We start from the raw sequence: 17,934 nt of genomic DNA, 5'->3' as shown, positions 1-17,934 counted from the left end.
ATGGATAAACAGAACAATTCTCACGCCTGAAATTTTTGGAGAAGATTTAAATGGCACAGATGCAACAACATCGTGAACCCATCGAGTCGGGTTGTCCCGACGGTTTTCAGTACATGCATCCGATCATGCGCAAGAACTACGGCAACTGGGCCTATCACGAGGACCCACGCCCCGGAGTCCTGCTGCACGTAGCGCACAACGGCGACAAGGTCTGGACCGTTCGCGTCGGCACGCAACGCATCCTCGATGTTTTCACGCTTCGAAAGCTCTGCGAGATCGGTGACAAGTACGCCGATGGGTACATTCGCTTCACCCTGCGAAGCAACCTCGAATACATGGTGGATGATGAGTCCAAGGTCGAGCCGCTGGTCAAGGCGGTCGAGGACGAGGGATTCATCGTCGGTGGCACCAAGAACTCCGTCACCATGATCTCGCACACCCAGGGCTGGTTGCATTGCGACATTCCCGGCACCGACGCGTCCGGCGTCGTCAAGGCCCTGATGGACGAGCTCATCGACGAGTTCAGGGCGTGGAACATGCCGAACCGCGTGCACATCACGACGTCCTGCTGCCAGATCAACTGCGGTGGCCAGGGCGATATCGCCATCAACGTGCAGCACACCAAGCCGCCGAAGATCAACCACGACCTCGTCGCCAACGTGTGCGAGCGGCCATCGGTCGTTGCGCGCTGCCCGGTCGCCGCCATTCGCCCGGCGCTGGTCAACGGCAAGCCCTCGCTCGAGGTCGACGAGAAGAAGTGCATCTGCTGCGGCGCTTGCTATCCTCCCTGCCCCCCGATGCAGATCAACGACGCGGAGCATAGCAAGCTCGCCATCTGGGTCGGTGGTAACCATTCCAACGCCAGGAGCAAGCCGACCTTCCAGAAGCTCGTGGCGGCCGGCATCCCCAACAATCCACCTCGCTGGCCGGAAGTGGCCTCGGTGGTCAAGCGCATCCTGAAGACCTATAAGGAAGACGCGAACGACTGGGAGCGCATCAACGACTGGATCGAGCGTATCGGCTGGCCGCGATTCTTCGAGAAGGTCGGGTTGCCGTTCACCAAATATCACATTGACAACTGGCGTGGCGCGCGCAAGACCCTCAACGCCTCGGCGCATATTCGTTTCTAGTCAAACGGTGAGAGCGAGAACGTGAAATTCGGAATTCAAGTCAACGAAGGCCCCTACAACCATCAGTCCTCGGATTCGGCGTACCAGTTCACCAAGGCTGCGCTGGAAAAGGGGCATGAAATCTTCAGGGTGTTCTTCTATCACGACGGGGTGTACAACGGCTCGCGTCTGGGCGTACCGCCCCAGGACGACAGGAACATCACCGAACTCTGGGAAGCGCTGGGCGAGAAATACAACCTCGATCTCGTGGTCTGCGTCGCCGCGGCCCAGAGGCGGGGGGTATTGGACGAGAGCGAGGCCAACCGCAACGGCAAGGACGCGAACAACATCGCTCCGAAGTTCAGGATCTCCGGACTGGGCCAGTTGATAGAGGCCGGTGTCCAGTCGGATAGACTGATTGTGTTCGGCGATTGAGCGGGAGAGACCGATGTCAGAAGTCATCAAGAAGTTCATGTACGTCAATCGCAAGGCGCCCTACGGAACCATCTATGCGCTTGAATCGCTGGAAGTCGTCCTGATCGGCGCGGCATTCGACCAGGATGTCAGTCTGGCGTTCGTCGACGACGGTGTATTCCAGTTGACCACCGGGCAGGACACCAAGGACGCGGGAATGAAAAACTTCTCTCCTACCTACAGTGCGCTCGGGGACTACGACGTCAACAAGATCTACATCGAGAAGGAGTCGCTGGAGGAACGGGGGCTGACGCTCGATGATCTCCAGGACCTCAAGTACGAGGACGAGGACGAGGACTGGGCGGAGAAGGACTCCATTCGGCTCGTCAGCCGGGAGGAGTTGGCCCAGCTGATGGACGAACAAGAAGTCCTGTTGAGTTTCTAGGGAGGATTGACATGGCGATGTTGCATACGGTTAACAAATCACCTTTTGAGAAGAACTCACTGGATTCCTGTATCGACCACGCGCTCGAGGGTAGCAGCATTCTGTTGTTCGAAGACGGCGTCTACGGGGCTTTGAAGGGGACCACGATATCGGACAAGGTGTCGCAGGCCATGGGGAATGTATCGGTCTACGTTCTCGGTTCGGACCTGCGTGCGCGCGGACTGAGCGAGGAACGTATCATCGAAGGGATAACGGTTACGGACTATCCCGGCTTCGTTGATCTGGCCGGATCGCACGACAACGTACAGTCCTGGCTTTAGTTTTTCACAACGCTGATCAGCAATCATATTAGGAGAAAACGACATGTCTCTTGAAGTAAATGGCACGACATACGAAACCGACGAGGAGGGCTATCTGGCCAACCTGAACGACTGGAACCCCGATCTCGCCAATGCCATGGCGGGTGCCGACGGCGCGGAATTGTCGGACAACCACTGGGAAGTAATCAACTTCCTGCGTGAGTACTACGAGGAGTATCAGATCGCCCCGGCGGTTCGTGTCCTCACCAAGGCCATCGGCAAGAAGCTCGGTAAGGATAAGGGCAACAGCAAGTACCTCTACGAGCTGTTCCCCTATGGTCCCGCCAAGCAGGCCTGTAAGTATGCCGGACTGCCGAAGCCCACGGGTTGCGTCTGAGGGCTCTAGCCGGAAGGCGTCCGGCGCCGGGTAGCGCGACCCAGGGTTCGCCCCGGCCCGGCGGTATTTCAGTAGGTTTCAAGGAGAGAACAGAAACATGACGTTTCTGACCGTGGTTTACGCGTTGCTGTTCTACTTCGCCTTCGCTGTCCTGGTGGGGGGCGTAGGCTATCGCATCTGGTTGTACGCACGGACCCCTTCGCCGCTCAAGATCCCGACGACTCCTGCCCCGGTCACCCGAAGCGGCGTGGCCTTGCGGATGCTGAAGGAAGTGACCATATTCGAGAGCCTGTTCAAGTCCAACAAGTGGATCTGGCTCTTCGGCTGGATGTTTCACGCAGCGTTGTTCGTCATCCTGCTCCGTCATTTCAGATATTTCCAGGACCCGGTCTGGTCCTGGGTCAGCCTGGTTCAGCCGTTCGGCAAGTATGCGGCGTTCGCGATGCTGGCCGGCCTGGGCGGGCTCTGGGCGAGAAGAGTGCTGGTCGACAGGGTCAAATACATCTCTGCGCCTTCGGACCATCTGATGTTGGCGTTGCTGCTTGCCATCGGTGCGAGCGGTGCCTCGATGACGTTTGTTTCCCACACCGACATCGTCGGGGTCAAGGCCTTCTTTCTGGGTCTGATGCGGTTCGACTGGCAGGTTATCCCGACCCAGCCGCTTTTGCTGCTCCACATCACGCTGGTCGCCCTGCTGATGATCATCTTTCCGTTCAGCAAGCTGCTGCATGCCCCCGGTGTGTTCTTCAGCCCGACACGGAACCAGGTGGACAATCCCCGCGAAAAGCGGCATGTCGCCGATTGGGCCCTGAAGCTCGAGGCCGACAGGAGCAAATGAGCCGGTCGGCGGCAGGCGGATCGCGAAGAAGAGCAACCATATCGGGAAACAGAAAATGGCCGACTTTGAAGTACCAGAGCTAAAGGAATATCCCGTCATCCCACACCTGAAAGAAGGTGTGATGGCGCACAGCAAGCCGTTCATCGCCAAGGAACAGTTCCAGGAGCAGCTGGGCTTCCCCGGTGAACTGGTGGACGACTGGGAGCAGATCGCCATCGATAAGATGGGGGAGTTGAAGGGGAAGTACCGCTCGCTGCAGGTGTTCCTGGATTCGTGCGTCAAATGTGGTGCCTGCACCGACAAGTGCCATTATTATCTGGGTACGACGGACCCGAAGAACATGCCGGTGGCCCGGCAGGACCTGTTCCGTCAGGTCTACCGTCGCTACTACACCCTGGCCGGGAAGTACTTTCCGAAGCTGGTCGGCGCCAAAGACATGACGCGGGAAGTGCTGGACGACTGGTACAGCTACTTTCATCAGTGTTCGCAGTGTCGACGCTGTTCGGTCTACTGCCCCTACGGGATCGATACGGCCGAGATCTCAATGGCGGCGCGCGAGGTCATGGACGCCGTGGGTGTTGGGCAGAAGTACTGCAACGAGATCATCGGCAAGGTCTTCAAGATCGGCAACAACCTCGGCCTGCCCGAGCCGGCTCTGGCGGACACGCTCGAAGGCCTCGAGGAAGAGGTCTACGAGGACACGGGCGTCAAGGTGCTCTTCCCGCTCGACGTCAAAGGGGCCGATATTCTCCTGGTGACCCCGTCGGCGGATTTCTTCGCCGAGCCTCACGTGGACGGTCTGATCGGTTACGGCAAGGTCTTTCACGAGGCCGGCGCGTCCTGGACCATCAGCTCACATGCTTCCGAGGCGGCCAACTTCGGCATGTTCATCGGCAGCTACGAGAACATGAGAAACGTCTCCTTGAGAATCCGGGAGGCGGCGCTGGACCTGGGCGTCAAGCGCATCGTGTTCGGGGAGTGCGGCCACGCCTGGCGCGTCGCGTACAGCTTCCTGAATACCCTCGCCGGGCCATTCGATTTTCTGGATCCTGACTACCCAATTCCGCAGCATATCTGCGAGTACACCTACGATCTCATTCAGAAGGGCAAGCTGAAGTTAGACAAGTCCGAGAACGACCACATGGTGCTGACGTTCCACGACTCATGTAACGTCGCCCGTGCCTCGCGAATGGGAGACAAGCCCGGCGGGCAGTTCGAGATTCCCCGCGCGATCATCAAGGCAGCCTGCAACAATTTCCATGACATGCCCGATTGGGGAATTAAGGAAGGAACGTATTGCTGCGGGGGCGGCGGGGGTCTGTTGACAGACGACCTGATGGAGATCCGCGTCAAGGGCGCGCTTCCCAGAATGGAAGGGCTCAAGCAGGTAGTCGAGGAATACGGCGTGACGCACATGGCGGCAATCTGCGCGATATGCAAGAGCCAGTTCGCCAAGGTCCTGCCCTATTACGGATTCACCATGGACCAGATCGTGAGCGTTCACCAGCTTGTCAGCCAGGCCATCGTTCTGACACCGGGCGAGGACGAAGGTGAAACCAACGACGAACCGGCAGCCGGCTCCGAAGACGCTGCGGAAAGCTGATCAATTCAAAGTAAGCAGATTTATCTCGAAGGAGAACCAAAATGGCGACTTCACCAGAAGACATGAGTCAAAAACTAACCTTCAGAAAGTTCAAGGAAGGGGACCATCGCTGGGGCTCCCTCGCCGATGACATATTCAATGAGGATACCTCGCACAAGTGTCCGACCTATGTGCATCGTACGCCTCCCTGTCAGGGAAGCTGCCCGTCCGGTGAGGATATTCGCGGCTGGCTGCAGATCGTCAGGGGCATCGAGACACCGCCCGAAGGCGTCAGCATGGAGGAGTATGCCTTCCGTCGCTCCACTGACGCCAATCCCTTCCCCTCAATGATGGGACGTGTCTGCCCGGCGCCCTGCCAGGACGGTTGCAATCGCAACAACGTCGAGGATTTCGTCGGTATCAATGCCGTCGAGCAGTTCATCGGTGACAGCGCGTTCCGCGAAGGCTTTGCGTTCGACAACAGCGCCCCGCTCACCGGCAAGAAGGTCGCGATCATCGGGGGCGGTCCCGCGGGAATGGCGGCGGCGTACCAGCTTCGCCGGCGGGGCCATTCCAGCGTGGTTTTCGACGATCACGAAGAGCTCGGCGGCATGTTCCGTTATGGCATCCCCGGTTACCGGACCCCTCGCGAGGTGCTGGACCACGAGCTGAAGCGGATACTGGATATGGGCGGGATCGAGGCGCGACTGAACACCCGCGTCGGGCGTGACGTTTCCATCGAGGAACTCGAGAAAGATTTCGACGCGATCCTCTGGTCCATTGGCTGCCAGTCCGGACGTTCGCTGCCCGTTCCGGGTTCCGATGCGCCCAACTGCGTGTCTGGTGTGGCGTTTCTCGAGGCCTTCAACAAGGGCTCCCTGCAGGCCACGACCGGCAAGATCGTCTGCGTAGGCGGCGGCGACACCTCCATCGACGTCGTCTCGGTTGCTCGACGGATCGGCAGAATCGAACTCTCAGAGGAAGAGCGGCCCGAACAGGTCATCGGTGGTTACGTGGCGCACGACGCCGCCTATGCCGCTTCCCGTACCGGAGCGGAGGCCACACTGACCTCCCTGTTCACACGCAGCGAGATGACCGCCGCGGACCACGAGGTGGAGGACGCGATGCGCGAAGGCGTCACCATTCTGGACGGTGTCATGCCCACCGAGGTGGTGCTGAACGACGAGGGCCGGGCCACCATGCTGCGCATGGCCAAGTGCAAAATGGAGGACGGCAGGCCCGTCGCCATAGAGGGGACCGAGTTCGAACTCGAGTGCGACCTGATCGTCTCCGCCATCGGCCAGTCCGGCGACCTCACCGGGCTCGAAGAGCTGGACAATGGTCGTGGCCTCATGGACTCGGACAAGTTCTACGCGATGCCCAACAAGCCGGGCCATTTCGTTGCCGGCGACATCGTTCGCCCCCATCTGCTCACCACCGCGATCGGGCAGGCATCGATTGCGACCGAGAGCATCGATCACTACCTGCGCCAGGAGGCCCCGGGCAAGCGCCCCAAGGTCGACGTGCACCACTTCAACCTGCTGCAGAAACTGAAGGAGACGCACCTGGAGCCGGAGAAATTCGATGCCGGCGATGTCGAGGAGCAGCGAGGCACCGCGGTCGGAAACTGGGCCGTGCACAACTACGAGGACCGGTCCATGGCGGAGATCATTACGACCGACCACATGTTCCTGGCTCACTTCGAGTACACACCCCGATTGCTGAGGGAAGAGGCGGTTCCGGATTCGGAACAGGTGCTGGGACACTTCCAGGAACGCGTCATCGGATTGTCGACGGAGCAGGCGGTCGAAGAGTCCGGACGTTGCATGAGTTGCGGCATGTGTTTCGAGTGCGATAACTGTGTCGTGTTCTGTCCGCAGGACGCCGTCTTTCGCGTCAAGAAGGACAAGAGCACTATCGGACGCTACGTCGATACGGATTACGATCGCTGCATCGGCTGCCACATCTGCTCGGACGTGTGCCCTACCGGATACATCGACATGGCCCTGGGACACTGACGGGAAGGTTATCGATGAGAGCGTCAGTTGTTCGAACGAGACTCGCCGCCGGGGCGGTATTGCTTGCTCTGCTGTGTCTGCTTCCTCTCCTGGCGAGCGCCGGAGGACGGGTGCCGTTGCCCGATGTGCCGGCGGTTCCCGCGGAGAAGGGGACGCAATGCGTCGAGGATACGGAGGTCATGCGCCGCAACCACATGGAGTTCCTCCTTCATCAGCGCGATGAGACCATGCACCAGGGCATCCGCACGAAGAAGTACAGCCTGAAGGAATGCATCGGCTGTCACGTCAACCCGATAGAGGGTGGCGGTTATCCGGAATACGGCAGCGAGGCGCATTTCTGCTCGAGCTGCCATACCTATGCCGCGGTCGATATCGATTGCTTCCAGTGTCACAACGACGAGCCGGAGGCTGAATGATGGCTGCTCGTCAGGCGGCGAACCGGCCCGGACAGAGGGTACTTACCCTCCGCCGGCCGGGCGGATTTAATGGAATCGAACCGGGGATTGCTGAGAAATGACAACCGAGAATATACCGGGTCGTGCGAACGACGACCTGGCGGATGCCGCGAGAAGGAGATTCGTCTCTTCGCTGGCCGCAGCGGCGGCGGTTCCCGGACTGATCCTTCAGACGGTTGCCGAGGCCGCCCGCCCGGCCGATCAACCCGTGACAGACAAGGTACGCTGGGGTCTGTTGGTCGACACCGAGAATTGTAGTGACGGTTGCGATGCCTGTGTGACGGCATGTGACAAAGAGCACAATCTGGAAGGATTCGGCAGGCCGACGACCGATGCCCAGTGGATCAGAACGCTTACCGCGAAGGACAAGCGGACGGGTCGCGTGGTGACGCTTCCGATGATGTGCCAGCACTGCGAGCACCCGCCGTGCGTGGACGTGTGCCCGACCGGCGCCTCGTTTCGCCGGGCGGACGGCATCGTCCTGGTGGACAAGCATATCTGCATTGGCTGCCGATATTGCATGATGGCATGCCCCTACAAGGCGCGTTCGTTCGTCCACGAGACAATTCATGACCAGAAGACGTACGCACCGCGCGGCAAGGGTACGGTCGAGTCCTGCACAATGTGTGTTCACAGGGTGGACCGTGGAGACAATACCACGGCTTGTGCGGAGGCCTGTGACAGGGCGGGCCACCAGGCCATCCTGTTCGGCGATCTGTACGATCCTGACAGCGAGATTTCGCGCCGGATGCGGGAGCGGGATGTCACCCAGATTCGCGCCGACCTCAGGCTGAACACCGGTGTGAGATATCAGGGTATCTGAACCTAAGGATTTTTCCGGCCACGCCCCCGGGGCCGCGGCCGGTACGCGGGAAAGCTAGATGAAAATGCCACACTATTCGACGATCGACGGAAGCTCGGTGGGGTACTACGCGCTGCTCGGCCTGCTCGGCTTGCTGATACTGGTGGGGCTGGGTGCCGCTCACCACATGGAAACCGAGGGTCATTGGGTGACCGGGATGAGCAACCAGATCGTGTGGGGCACCCCGCATGTATTCGCCGTGTTCCTGATCGTCGCCGCCTCGGGGGCGCTCAACGTGGCCTCCATTGCATCGGTCTTCGGAAATCCTGCCTACAAGCCGCTGTCTCGCCTGTCCGCGCTGCTCTCGATCGCGCTGCTCGTGGGGGGGCTCGCGATCCTGGTACTCGACCTCGGCAGGCCCGATCGCCTGATCGTCGCCATGACCTACTACAACTTCAAGTCGATCTTCGCCTGGAACATCTTCCTGTATACCGGCTTCATCGCCGTCGTCGCGGTGTATCTCTGGATGATGATGGAGCGAAAGATGAATCGCTACGGCAAGGCGGCGGGATTCACAGCTTTCATCTGGCGCCTGGCGCTCACGACCGGTACCGGCTCCATCTTCGGATTCCTGGTGGCGCGTGACACCTTCGATTCGGCCCTGTTCGCCCCGATGTTCATCATCATGTCCTTTTCGTTCGGTCTGGCGATCTTTCTCCTGGTGCTGCTTGCGTCCTACCGCTGGGCCGAGCGCCCGCTGGGAACGGAGATCGTTTTCCGGTTGAAGAACCTGCTCGGGGTATTCGTTGCGTCCGTCCTCTATTTCGTCGTCGTGTATCACCTGACGAACCTCTATTTCACCGAACGCCATGCGGTCGAGGCGTTCTTTCTGTTGAACGGCGGGATTTACACCCAGTTGTTCTGGTGGGTACAGGTCCTGCTCGGGAGCATCGCGCCGCTGGTTCTTTTCTACCTTCCGCAGTTTCGGGAATCCGTGACCGCGGCCGCGGTCGGCGCCGGCCTGGTGATCGTCGGCGGGCTTGCACAGATCTACGTAATCATCATCGGTGGGCAGGCGTTCCCGATGCCGCTTTTTCCGGGCATGGAAGTGGAGAGTTCATTCTACGACGGCGTCGTCGCGCATTACGCGCCCAGCCTGTGGGAGGTGCTGCTGGGCATCGGCGGTGTCGCCATGTCGCTGGCCATCGTCGTACTGGCAATCAAGGTGCTCGCGTTTCTGCCCGAATCCCTGGAAGACCCAGAGACGGCTTCCGCGGAATCGACCTGAGTCCCCGGCCTCTCCCGGCCGGGGCGCCCAGGCGCCGGTCTCGCCGGTAGACCGAGACTACTTCCTGAAGGACGCGCTGCGTTCGTCGCGGTCCCGTCACTCCCTGGCCCGAGCGAGGGACCGACCCAAACGAGTTCGCCGTGACCCAGCAGCGTCGATCCTCGCATCTCCGACGTTCCCCGGTGTTGCCATGCCGCATCTGTTCATCTCTGCCGCTCACAAGTCCTCAGGGAAGACCCTGTTCACCATTGGCCTGACCCGGGCCCTTCGCGACCGCGGCCTGACCGTGCAGACCTACAAGAAGGGACCGGACTATATCGATCCGATGTGGCTTGCGCTGGCGAGCGGCCGGCCCTGCCGCAACCTGGATTTCTTTACATCGAGTGATGCGGAGATCCTCGGCGCCGTGGCCGGGTATGGCCGGGACGCGGATATCGTGATCACCGAAGGGAACAAGGGTCTCTACGACGGCCTGGATGTGAAGGGGACGAACAGCAACGCCGCGCTGGCCAAACTGCTCGAATCCCCGGTGGTGCTCGTGCTCGATACGCGCGGAACCATCCGTGGTCTCGCTCCGCTGGTCCTGGGGTATCAGGGATTCGATCCGGAGGTGCACATCGCAGGTGTCATCCTCAACCAGGTGGGTGGCGACCGGCACGAGTCGAAGATGCGGGCCGTCATGGAGCAATATACCGATGTCCCGGTTCTGGGAGCGGTCAGGAGAGATGCAGGACTCGATCTGACGGAGCGCCACCTGGGTCTCATGCCCAGTAACGAGGATGAAGGCGCGGAAACCAGGATCGCGTCGATCGCGCAAATCGTTGCCGAACAGGTCGATCTCGATGCGATCCGTCAAATCGCGGGCCGGGCGCCCGCATTACCGAGGGTAGCGCCGACTTTGTCGCCGGCAAGGGCGTCGACGGACCTGCGCATCGGCATCGCCCGGGATGCGGCCTTCGGATTTTATTACCAGGAGGACCTCGAGGCCCTGTCGCGTGGCGGCGCCGAACTCGTCCCCGTCGACATGTTGCGGGATGATAAACTGCCCGGTATCGACGGACTGTTCATCGGAGGCGGCTTTCCAGAGACGCTGATGGACAGACTGGAAGCGAACACCGCCATGCGGCAATCCGTCCGCGAGGCAATCGAGGCAGGGCTACCTGTCTACGCCGAGTGTGGCGGGCTGATGTACCTCTCGCGCGGCATCACGTGGCGCGGCGAAACGCGCGCGATGGTCGGCGCGATTCCCGCGGATACCATCATGCATGACCGGCCGCAGGGCCGGGGCTACATTCAACTGCAGGAAACGGGTTCGGGTCCCTGGCCAGTGGACCCAGGCGCGCGGGGCGATCGATTGATCCATGCGCACGAGTTCCACTACTCATCGCTCGAAGGGCTGCCCGCGGAAACGCGGTTCGTCTACCGCATGGTTCGCGGCAAGGGGATCCGCGGGGGAATGGATGGCATCGTTTACCGGAATGTGCTCGCGTGTTACGCTCATTTGAGGAATACGGCGCGCCATCCCTGGACCGGGCGGTTCCTGGCCTTCATCCGCCGTGTGAAGCGCACAGGTGCGGTCGCTTCCGGGTGAACGGCCACGCGTATTCGTGGATTACCGATAGAGGCAATATTCAGCTAGACAGATGATAACCGTTACGCATGACGCGGCGAGGCAGATCAAGGAAGCCGCGGTACAGTCGAAAATGGAGAACATGGCCCTGCGTGTGGCCGTGAGTCGTAGTGATGACGACAGTTTTCGCTATGCCATGGGCTTTGACGACGTCGGCGCGGAAGACGATTTCCGGTTTCACTCCGAAGGCATCGAGATTACGGTTCCCCAATCGTGCCTCGCGCTGCTGAATGGTACGGTTATCGACTACGTGGAACTGGAGACCGGGCGGTTCGAGTTCATTTTCATGAACCCCAACGACCCGAGTTACGTTCAGCCCGGGACCGAGTGAGCGGCCGCTCGTTTGCCTCACGGTGCGCAAGCGGTATCCCTGGATACACCGGTGGTGGATCCAGATCCGCGTCGATAGGTCCCTGCAATGACCGTGTCTCCACACGAACCCCCCACCGAAGACCGGCAGACAGAGACTGCGGAAGCCCCCTCACGCACCGTTCTCGGTGACGTGCGCCGGTTTTCCCATGTCTGCTTGGGGGTATTGACCTGCCTCTTCGGCGGAGTCGTGCTCGTCCTGCTGGCGCTCGTGATCTCCTACCAGAGGGGAACAACCGGGTTGGTGACCCTGCTGGCGGGGGCTGGTGGATTGGTGGCCGTCCTGGTCAGTGCCTGGTTGTTGGCAAGGCACTACATTTCACCACTGCTCGAATTGAAGGAGTGGGTGTTCCGCATGCGCGGTGGCGCGCTGGGTTCGCGACTCCCCGAACGCGGCTCCCGGGAATTCCGGGAGTTGGCACACGACCTGAATTCACTGGGAGAGATGCTGCAGTCGCTGTCGAAGGACACCGAATTGCAGCTCCAGACCTACACCGAGCACACGAATCGCAAGACGCGCTCGCTGACCATACTGTACGACATCGCGGCGAGCATCAATGTCGCACGCGATCTCGACGACCTGCTTTTCCGTTGCCTGTCGACCCTGACCGAGGCGGTGGACGCCCGGGCAGGCGCGGTACGCCTGCTGACCCGCGACGGACAGATGCGCATGGTGGCGAGCGTCGGCCTGGACGACGAAATCGTTGAACGAGAGCGGGTCTTGCCGGCACAGAATTGCCTCTGCGGTAAGGCAGTCGTGAAAGACGGCGTCATGGTTCAGAACGACATGGCACCATGCGACCGGCGCGTCGGGCGGCCGTTTTTCGACGATGACCGCCACTCCATGTTCGTAGTACCGCTGCAGTACCGGGGTCAGACGCTCGGCGTGTACAACCTCTATGTTGCCGAGCGTGATGCGTTTCTGAAATCGGACATGAGCGAACTGCTGACCAGCATCGGCAGGCACCTCGGGATGGCGATCGACAAGGCCCGTCTAGACGAGGAAGCGAACCGGCTGTCGATCATGGAAGAGCGGACCCGGATCGCGCACGAGCTGCACGATTCCCTGGCGCAGACGCTGACCAGCGTCCGCTTTCAGATCCGCGTGTTCGACGAGACCCTGCATCAGGGAGACGAGGCCATCATCTGGCAGCAGTTGGAGCGGATCGAGACCAGTATCGAGGAGGCCAACACGGAACTGCGCGAGTTGATCGCCCATTTCAGGGCGCCGATCGACAAACGCGGACTGATCCCCTCGATCGAGCAGACCGTGGACCGTTTTCGCAGCGAGTGTCCCGACGTCCACCTCTTCCTGCAGAAGGAATGGCCCGACAGGCCGTTGCCGGCCGAAGTCGAGATCCAGGTGCTGCGCGTGGTTCAGGAGGCGCTGGCCAATGTGAGGAAACACGGCCAGGCGAATACGGTGCGCGTCATGATGCGTGGCGACAAGGCGGGCAACTATACGGTGCTCGTCGAGGACGACGGCGTGGGTATGCAGGAACTGGCAAGACGCGAGAAAACTGGGGAGCACGTAGGCCTGAGCATCATGGAGGACCGTGCAAGAAAGATCGGGGGTACACTGCAGATCGAAAGTGAACCCGGTGAGGGGGTCAGGGTCGTGCTCAGCTTCAGTCATGGCGATGCGCCTGCGGACCGGATAGAGCTGTTTCCACGGAGAAAGACCGAGAATGGGACTGCGCGTACTGGTAATCGATGATCACACCCTGTTCCGTGAGGGATTGCAGGGGCTGCTGACCCGCCGGGGGATCGAAGTGGTCGGATCCCTGGGCGACGGGAATGAGGGTCTTCAACTGGCGCATTCGCTCAAACCCGACGTCGTGCTCCTGGATATGCGCATGCCGACGATCGACGGTCTCGGGATTTTGCGCAAGCTCAAGGAAGACGCTTTCGATCCGCCCGTGGTCATGTTGACCACGAGCAGCGACGAACGGGACCTCATCGAGGCGCTGCGTAATGGTGCCCGCGGTTACCTGCTCAAGGACATGGAGCCGGACGATCTCGTCGTGGCCCTGCGGGACATCGTGGCCGGCAAGACCGTCGTTGCGCCCACGCTGACCCACGTGCTGGCCCGCGTCGTCCAGGGGGACACGCCGCCGCCGGCGCCCGAATCGAGCCCGCTGGACGATTTGACACCTCGCGAGACGGAGATTCTGGGGCTGCTCGCCGAGGGTCAGAGCAACAAGGTGATCGCCCGCAATCTCGGCATCTCCGACGGCACCGTCAAACTCCACGTCAAGGCGATTCTGAGGAAACTGGGGATCCACTCGCGGGTGGAGGCCGCCGTGATCGCGGTGGAACACGGCCTCAGGGCCGGTCGGGAGTTCGGGGGCGAATCGGGATGACTTCGGCCTGAAACATGCGCCGCGTGACTGGATTGGTGTGCGGTGAAGAACACGCCGCATCGCTATTTCCGTGTGCAATCACGGATCCAACGCAACCTGGCACGAACAGTTACCAATAAAACGATTTATCGATCTAATTGCGGAATGCTTCCCTGCCGTCGTCGAGCTGATGCCCCGGGATCTCGACGAGCGTCTCAAGGAAGGACACAACCCTCTGCTGCTGGACGTAAGGGAACCCCACGAATTCGATGCGGCGACAACTACGAGCTACCTCTCGTCGACGCCGACGATGACTTCACCGCTAAGGCGATTGCCGGAAAATGGCATACCAGATTGCGCCGGATTTCCGTTCGTCATCAAGGCGCGACAACAGGCGCATAGTCAAACTATGTCAGTGTTGTCGCAACACAGAGGACGGACGAAAAGACAAGCTGGATGGTATGTCATTTGACAGAAATCGCCTAAGCTGCGGCCCGAGCAGATTCGCCCGGACCGGCGTCCGTCCGCATAGGAAAAGTAACCCGTCCTGCCCGGGATACCGTCCCGGTGGGTATGCTATACCTCGGCCCACATGCGCAGCAGATTGACGTAGGACTTGTCGACGTGTTTCGTTTCCGCGGCGTCCGGCGCCTTGGCGAGCAGACGGTCGCGGGCCTGCCCCAGCTCGAAGAGCAGTTCTCGCCGGGCGGCATCGCGCACCAGGCTCTGCGCCCAGGTGACCGCGACGAGGCGTTCGCCCTCGGTGACCTCGGCGACGCGGTGCCGGCTGGAAGAAGGGTAGAGCACGGCGTCCCCGGCCGGATATTTCACCGCCTGGGTTCCGAACGAGGTCTCGATCATCAGCTCGCCCCCAACATAGCCCTCCGGTTCGCTGAGGAAGATGGTGATGGACACGTCCGACCGGTAGCGGTGCTCCGTTCCCATGACGGGGTCGTCGACATGGTCACCGTAGGATTGCCCGTTCGTGTATCGCGCATAGAACGGTGTCGCGATCCGTTGTGGCAGGGTGGCGTGCTGATACAGGGGGTGGCGAACCAGCGCCCCCATGACCAGGGCGTTGAGCGTCTCGATCCGGGATTCGCCGGCGGCCAGCTCGGTGTTGTGCTTGACCCGCTGCGCCGCCATACCGGCGGACAGCTTGCCGTCGACGAAGCGCGCGCCGGAGATCATCGATCTCACCGCCTCGAGGTCGCGTTTGCCCAGGACGCCGGGGATTCTCGTCAGCATCGGGACATTCTACCGAAATCGGCCTGTGAGCCCTATCCCGTTCCCTCCCCGGAGGCGGGGGTCTCCCGGTCTCGTGCAGTGTGTCATTGCGAATCTCCGGCAGGGTTATAATTGCAATTTGGTTTGATGGTCAGTGGAGAAGTCGCGGCATGATGCTCAAGGTTACGATCAACGAGGATACCTACCCGATGGACATTCCCGCGGACATGATCTCGGGCGCGGAAGACCTGTTCCGCAAGATGGACGAGGACATGGACCGTGGTTGGCAGATGAGCCGCAAGTGGGTGGACCGGCCGGATATCGAACAGCGCTGCCGGATCGTCGCGGACAAGATGCTTACCGCCATCGAGAACGGCAACGAAAGGATTGCCGCCATGATGGCAGCGTATATCCTCAACAGGCTGCCCGGGATAGAGGGACTGGACATCGATACCGAAGGCGACATCAACCAGACTGAACTGATCATGGGGATCACTTGACCTGCGATGGATTCTGGGTGAAACGGTCCATTGTTGAGACACCACCGCAATGCGGATGATCCGGCCATCCTCAGTGCCGGTGTCAGGGATCGCGTTCGATCAGGAACGTGAGTGACGTCCAACCTGTCGACGTCGAGCGGGCGCTGACCCGCATCCGCGCCAGGGTACACCACACCCCGGTCGTGACCTGCGCTGGGCTCGACGCGCTGACCAGTGCTCGGCTCCACTTCAAGTGCGAGAACCTGCAGAAGACGGGATCGTTCAAGATCCGCGGCGCGTGTAATGCTGTCTTCTCTCTCGACGGCCGGGACGCGGCAAGGGGCGTGGCGGCGCATTCCTCCGGAAACCATGCTGCGGCACTCGCTCAGGCGGCCGCGTGGCGTGGTATCCGGGCCACGGTCGTGGTCCCGGACACCGCCTCCCGGGTGAAACGTGCCGCCGCGGAACGTTACGGGGCGTCGATCGTCCCCTGCGGTGCCGGGCAGACGGCACGCGAGCAGGCGCTGGATGATCTGGTCTCGCGCACGGGAGCCGTGGTGGTCCACCCCCATGACGACCCCGATGTCATCGCGGGTCAAGGTACGGCCGTCCTGGAGTTGTGCGAGCAGGTCGAGGGCCTCGATGCGGTACTGGCGCCGGTGGGCGGGGGCGGCCTGTTGTCCGGCTCCGCGCTGGCGGCGCGGTACTGCTCGGGACGTATTTCCGTCATCGGCGTCGAGCCGGAGCGGGTGGACGATGCGGCGCGTTCTGTTCGGACCGGAGTGCGTCAGCCTCCAACCGATGCCGACTCCATCGCGGACGGACTTCTGACCTCCCTGGGCGAACTGCCGTTTCGGATCATCCGCTCCGAAGTGGAGGATATCGTCACCGTTTCCGAGGACGATATCGTGCGCGCGATGCGGCTGATCTGGGAGTGCACCAAACTGATCGTCGAACCGTCCTCGGCCGTGCCATTGGCGTCGCTGACCAGTGGTGCGCTGGATCTGCGGGGCAGGGCAGTCGGTATCGTGCTGTCCGGCGGTAACGTGGACCTGGACAACCTACCCTGGTGACGCCCATCCTTCAGAGGCGGCGAAGAATAGTCGAGCGGGTCGAATTCACGTGAATATGCCCGTCGCGGACAGATTTTCACGAGAAAGTGTGTGTCATATTCGTTTCGTGGCAAGGCGCGATGACGCGTAATAGCCGCTCTATTGCAAGGAATCGCAACGCCGCTACGGGACGAAAAGGGCGTGTGTGCCGGGGAAACCTGTCCGTGACGGGTATATCAATGGGAGGCGCCGATGATCTACCGGGGTAGCTGTCATTGCGGGGCTGTCCAGTACGCGGTGGAGGCCCCCGAGGCAGTCGAGTGTCAGAAGTGCAACTGCTCGATCTGCTCGAAGTCGGGATACCTGCATCTCATCGTACCGAAATCCAGATTCAGGCTGCTGAGCGGCGACGATGCCCTCACCACGTACACCTTCGACACAGGAGAAGCGAAGCACCTGTTCTGCAAGGTCTGTGGAATCAAGTCGTTCTACATTCCACGGTCGAATCCTGACGGCTACGACGTGAACGTTCGATGCCTCGACCCACAACCAAAGACCATCCGTATCGAACCGTTCGACGGCCAGAACTGGGAGCTGCATGCGCGCGAACTGTCACATCTCAGCAAGGAAGAATAGGTATTCATCTGATCTCTTCCGCGCGGCGATCACCATCTGAACACCCAGTCAAGCCCATCTCCGCTCGGGAGAATAGGACTGGGAAGTCCTACTTACTGTCAGGTTGGAGGTAGCGGCGTTTAGCACGATTCTACAGCGGTTTATGGAAAAGAGTCCGGTGCCGGTCATGGTCCAGGTGCTCCTGGAGCGGGTGCTCAGTACAGAGAAACTCAATGCGTGGTTCGAGCGCACAGCCGTAGAGCAATATACCCGAGAACTGTTGTTCTCCGCGGTTTTCGAGCTGATGAACCCGGTCATCTTCAAGACGTTTCCTTCGGTGCATGCCGCCTATCAGGAGAGCGGTGAGCAGATTGGGGTCTCGATAGCCTCTGTTTACAACAAGCTCAATGGCATAGAGGCAAAGACCTCGGCGGCGTTGGTCCGTGACACGGCGAGCGAGAAGGCTGACATCATTGAGGCACTAGGCGCGGTTCGTGAGTCCTGGTTGCCGGGGTATCGAATCAAGGTACTCGATGGCAACTGCATCGAAGCGACGGAACATCGACTGGAGGT

At 60.8% G+C, this 17,934-nt stretch carries 20 protein-coding genes; 19 read left to right on the top strand and 1 reads right to left on the bottom strand.

The window, feature by feature from the left end; translation table 11 throughout:
* Positions 1 to 59: 59 nt before the first annotated feature.
* The 15 genes from dsrB (at position 60) to LJE91_10770 (ending at position 14,009) form a co-directional block, all read left to right on the top strand.
* A complete protein-coding gene (dsrB, locus tag LJE91_10840) occupies positions 60 to 1,130 on the top strand; it encodes a dissimilatory-type sulfite reductase subunit beta (GenBank protein ID MCG6869189.1) in 1,071 nt (356 codons plus the stop codon).
* 21 nt (positions 1,131 to 1,151) lie between these two features.
* Entirely contained in the window at positions 1,152 to 1,544 is a 393-nt protein-coding gene (tusD, locus tag LJE91_10835; protein ID MCG6869188.1) for a sulfurtransferase complex subunit TusD, read from the top strand.
* Between the two features lie 13 nt (positions 1,545 to 1,557).
* Positions 1,558 to 1,968 (top strand): sulfurtransferase complex subunit TusC, encoded by a 411-nt coding sequence (tusC, locus tag LJE91_10830; protein ID MCG6869187.1) that lies wholly within the window; start codon positions 1,558 to 1,560, stop codon positions 1,966 to 1,968.
* A gap of 11 nt (positions 1,969 to 1,979) precedes the next feature.
* Positions 1,980 to 2,288 carry a sulfurtransferase complex subunit TusB gene (gene tusB, locus LJE91_10825; protein MCG6869186.1) on the top strand — a complete coding sequence of 103 codons (309 nt, stop codon included), beginning with the start codon at positions 1,980 to 1,982 and terminating at the stop codon, positions 2,286 to 2,288.
* Between the two features lie 43 nt (positions 2,289 to 2,331).
* The gene (locus LJE91_10820) at positions 2,332 to 2,664 is read left to right on the top strand and encodes a TusE/DsrC/DsvC family sulfur relay protein (GenBank protein ID MCG6869185.1); all 333 of its coding nucleotides are present in this window, start codon (positions 2,332 to 2,334) and stop codon (positions 2,662 to 2,664) included.
* A 97-nt stretch (positions 2,665 to 2,761) separates the two neighbouring features.
* Complete coding sequence (locus LJE91_10815; GenBank protein ID MCG6869184.1) at positions 2,762 to 3,502, top strand: respiratory nitrate reductase subunit gamma; 741 nt, start codon at positions 2,762 to 2,764, stop codon at positions 3,500 to 3,502.
* 55 nt (positions 3,503 to 3,557) lie between these two features.
* A complete protein-coding gene (locus LJE91_10810) occupies positions 3,558 to 5,105 on the top strand; it encodes a (Fe-S)-binding protein (GenBank protein MCG6869183.1) in 1,548 nt (515 codons plus the stop codon).
* 41 nt (positions 5,106 to 5,146) lie between these two features.
* Entirely contained in the window at positions 5,147 to 7,102 is a 1,956-nt protein-coding gene (locus LJE91_10805) for an NAD(P)-binding protein (GenBank protein ID MCG6869182.1), read from the top strand.
* 14 nt (positions 7,103 to 7,116) lie between these two features.
* Positions 7,117 to 7,518 carry an Hdr-like menaquinol oxidoreductase cytochrome c subunit gene (locus tag LJE91_10800; GenBank protein MCG6869181.1) on the top strand — a complete coding sequence of 134 codons (402 nt, stop codon included), beginning with the start codon at positions 7,117 to 7,119 and terminating at the stop codon, positions 7,516 to 7,518.
* A 97-nt stretch (positions 7,519 to 7,615) separates the two neighbouring features.
* Entirely contained in the window at positions 7,616 to 8,380 is a 765-nt protein-coding gene (locus LJE91_10795; GenBank protein MCG6869180.1) for a 4Fe-4S dicluster domain-containing protein, read from the top strand.
* A 58-nt stretch (positions 8,381 to 8,438) separates the two neighbouring features.
* Positions 8,439 to 9,647 (top strand): polysulfide reductase NrfD, encoded by a 1,209-nt coding sequence (gene nrfD / locus LJE91_10790; GenBank protein ID MCG6869179.1) that lies wholly within the window; start codon positions 8,439 to 8,441, stop codon positions 9,645 to 9,647.
* Positions 9,648 to 9,837: 190 nt separating this feature from the next.
* Positions 9,838 to 11,238, top strand: coding sequence for a hydrogenobyrinic acid a,c-diamide synthase (glutamine-hydrolyzing) (gene cobB, locus LJE91_10785; GenBank protein MCG6869178.1), 1,401 nt, complete (start codon positions 9,838 to 9,840; stop codon positions 11,236 to 11,238).
* Positions 11,239 to 11,290: 52 nt separating this feature from the next.
* The gene (locus tag LJE91_10780; GenBank protein ID MCG6869177.1) at positions 11,291 to 11,608 is read left to right on the top strand and encodes an iron-sulfur cluster assembly accessory protein; all 318 of its coding nucleotides are present in this window, start codon (positions 11,291 to 11,293) and stop codon (positions 11,606 to 11,608) included.
* 87 nt (positions 11,609 to 11,695) lie between these two features.
* Positions 11,696 to 13,363, top strand: coding sequence for a GAF domain-containing protein (locus LJE91_10775; GenBank protein MCG6869176.1), 1,668 nt, complete (start codon positions 11,696 to 11,698; stop codon positions 13,361 to 13,363).
* The gene (locus LJE91_10770) at positions 13,335 to 14,009 is read left to right on the top strand and encodes a response regulator (GenBank protein ID MCG6869175.1); all 675 of its coding nucleotides are present in this window, start codon (positions 13,335 to 13,337) and stop codon (positions 14,007 to 14,009) included. Before LJE91_10775 ends, LJE91_10770 begins: the two co-directional genes overlap by 29 nt.
* 555 nt (positions 14,010 to 14,564) lie before the next feature.
* Here LJE91_10770 and LJE91_10765 read toward each other — a convergent pair.
* On the bottom strand, positions 14,565 to 15,236 hold the full coding sequence (locus LJE91_10765; protein ID MCG6869174.1) for a Fe2+-dependent dioxygenase: 672 nt from the start codon (positions 15,234 to 15,236) through the stop codon (positions 14,565 to 14,567).
* A gap of 149 nt (positions 15,237 to 15,385) precedes the next feature.
* Here LJE91_10765 and LJE91_10760 point away from each other — a divergent pair, with 149 nt between their 5' ends.
* From LJE91_10760 to LJE91_10745, 4 genes are all read left to right on the top strand, one after another.
* On the top strand, positions 15,386 to 15,715 hold the full coding sequence (locus tag LJE91_10760; GenBank protein ID MCG6869173.1) for a hypothetical protein: 330 nt from the start codon (positions 15,386 to 15,388) through the stop codon (positions 15,713 to 15,715).
* Between the two features lie 107 nt (positions 15,716 to 15,822).
* Positions 15,823 to 16,767 carry a threonine/serine dehydratase gene (locus tag LJE91_10755; GenBank protein MCG6869172.1) on the top strand — a complete coding sequence of 315 codons (945 nt, stop codon included), beginning with the start codon at positions 15,823 to 15,825 and terminating at the stop codon, positions 16,765 to 16,767.
* 231 nt (positions 16,768 to 16,998) lie between these two features.
* Entirely contained in the window at positions 16,999 to 17,382 is a 384-nt protein-coding gene (locus LJE91_10750; GenBank protein ID MCG6869171.1) for a GFA family protein, read from the top strand.
* Between the two features lie 157 nt (positions 17,383 to 17,539).
* On the top strand, positions 17,540 to 17,934 hold a 395-nt coding region (locus LJE91_10745), incomplete at its 3' end, for an IS4/IS5 family transposase (GenBank protein MCG6869170.1).

This window comes from Gammaproteobacteria bacterium, from assembly GCA_022340215.1.
Taxonomy (GTDB): domain Bacteria; phylum Pseudomonadota; class Gammaproteobacteria; order JAJDOJ01; family JAJDOJ01; genus JAJDOJ01.
This window is presented reverse-complemented; position numbering and strand designations above follow the sequence as displayed.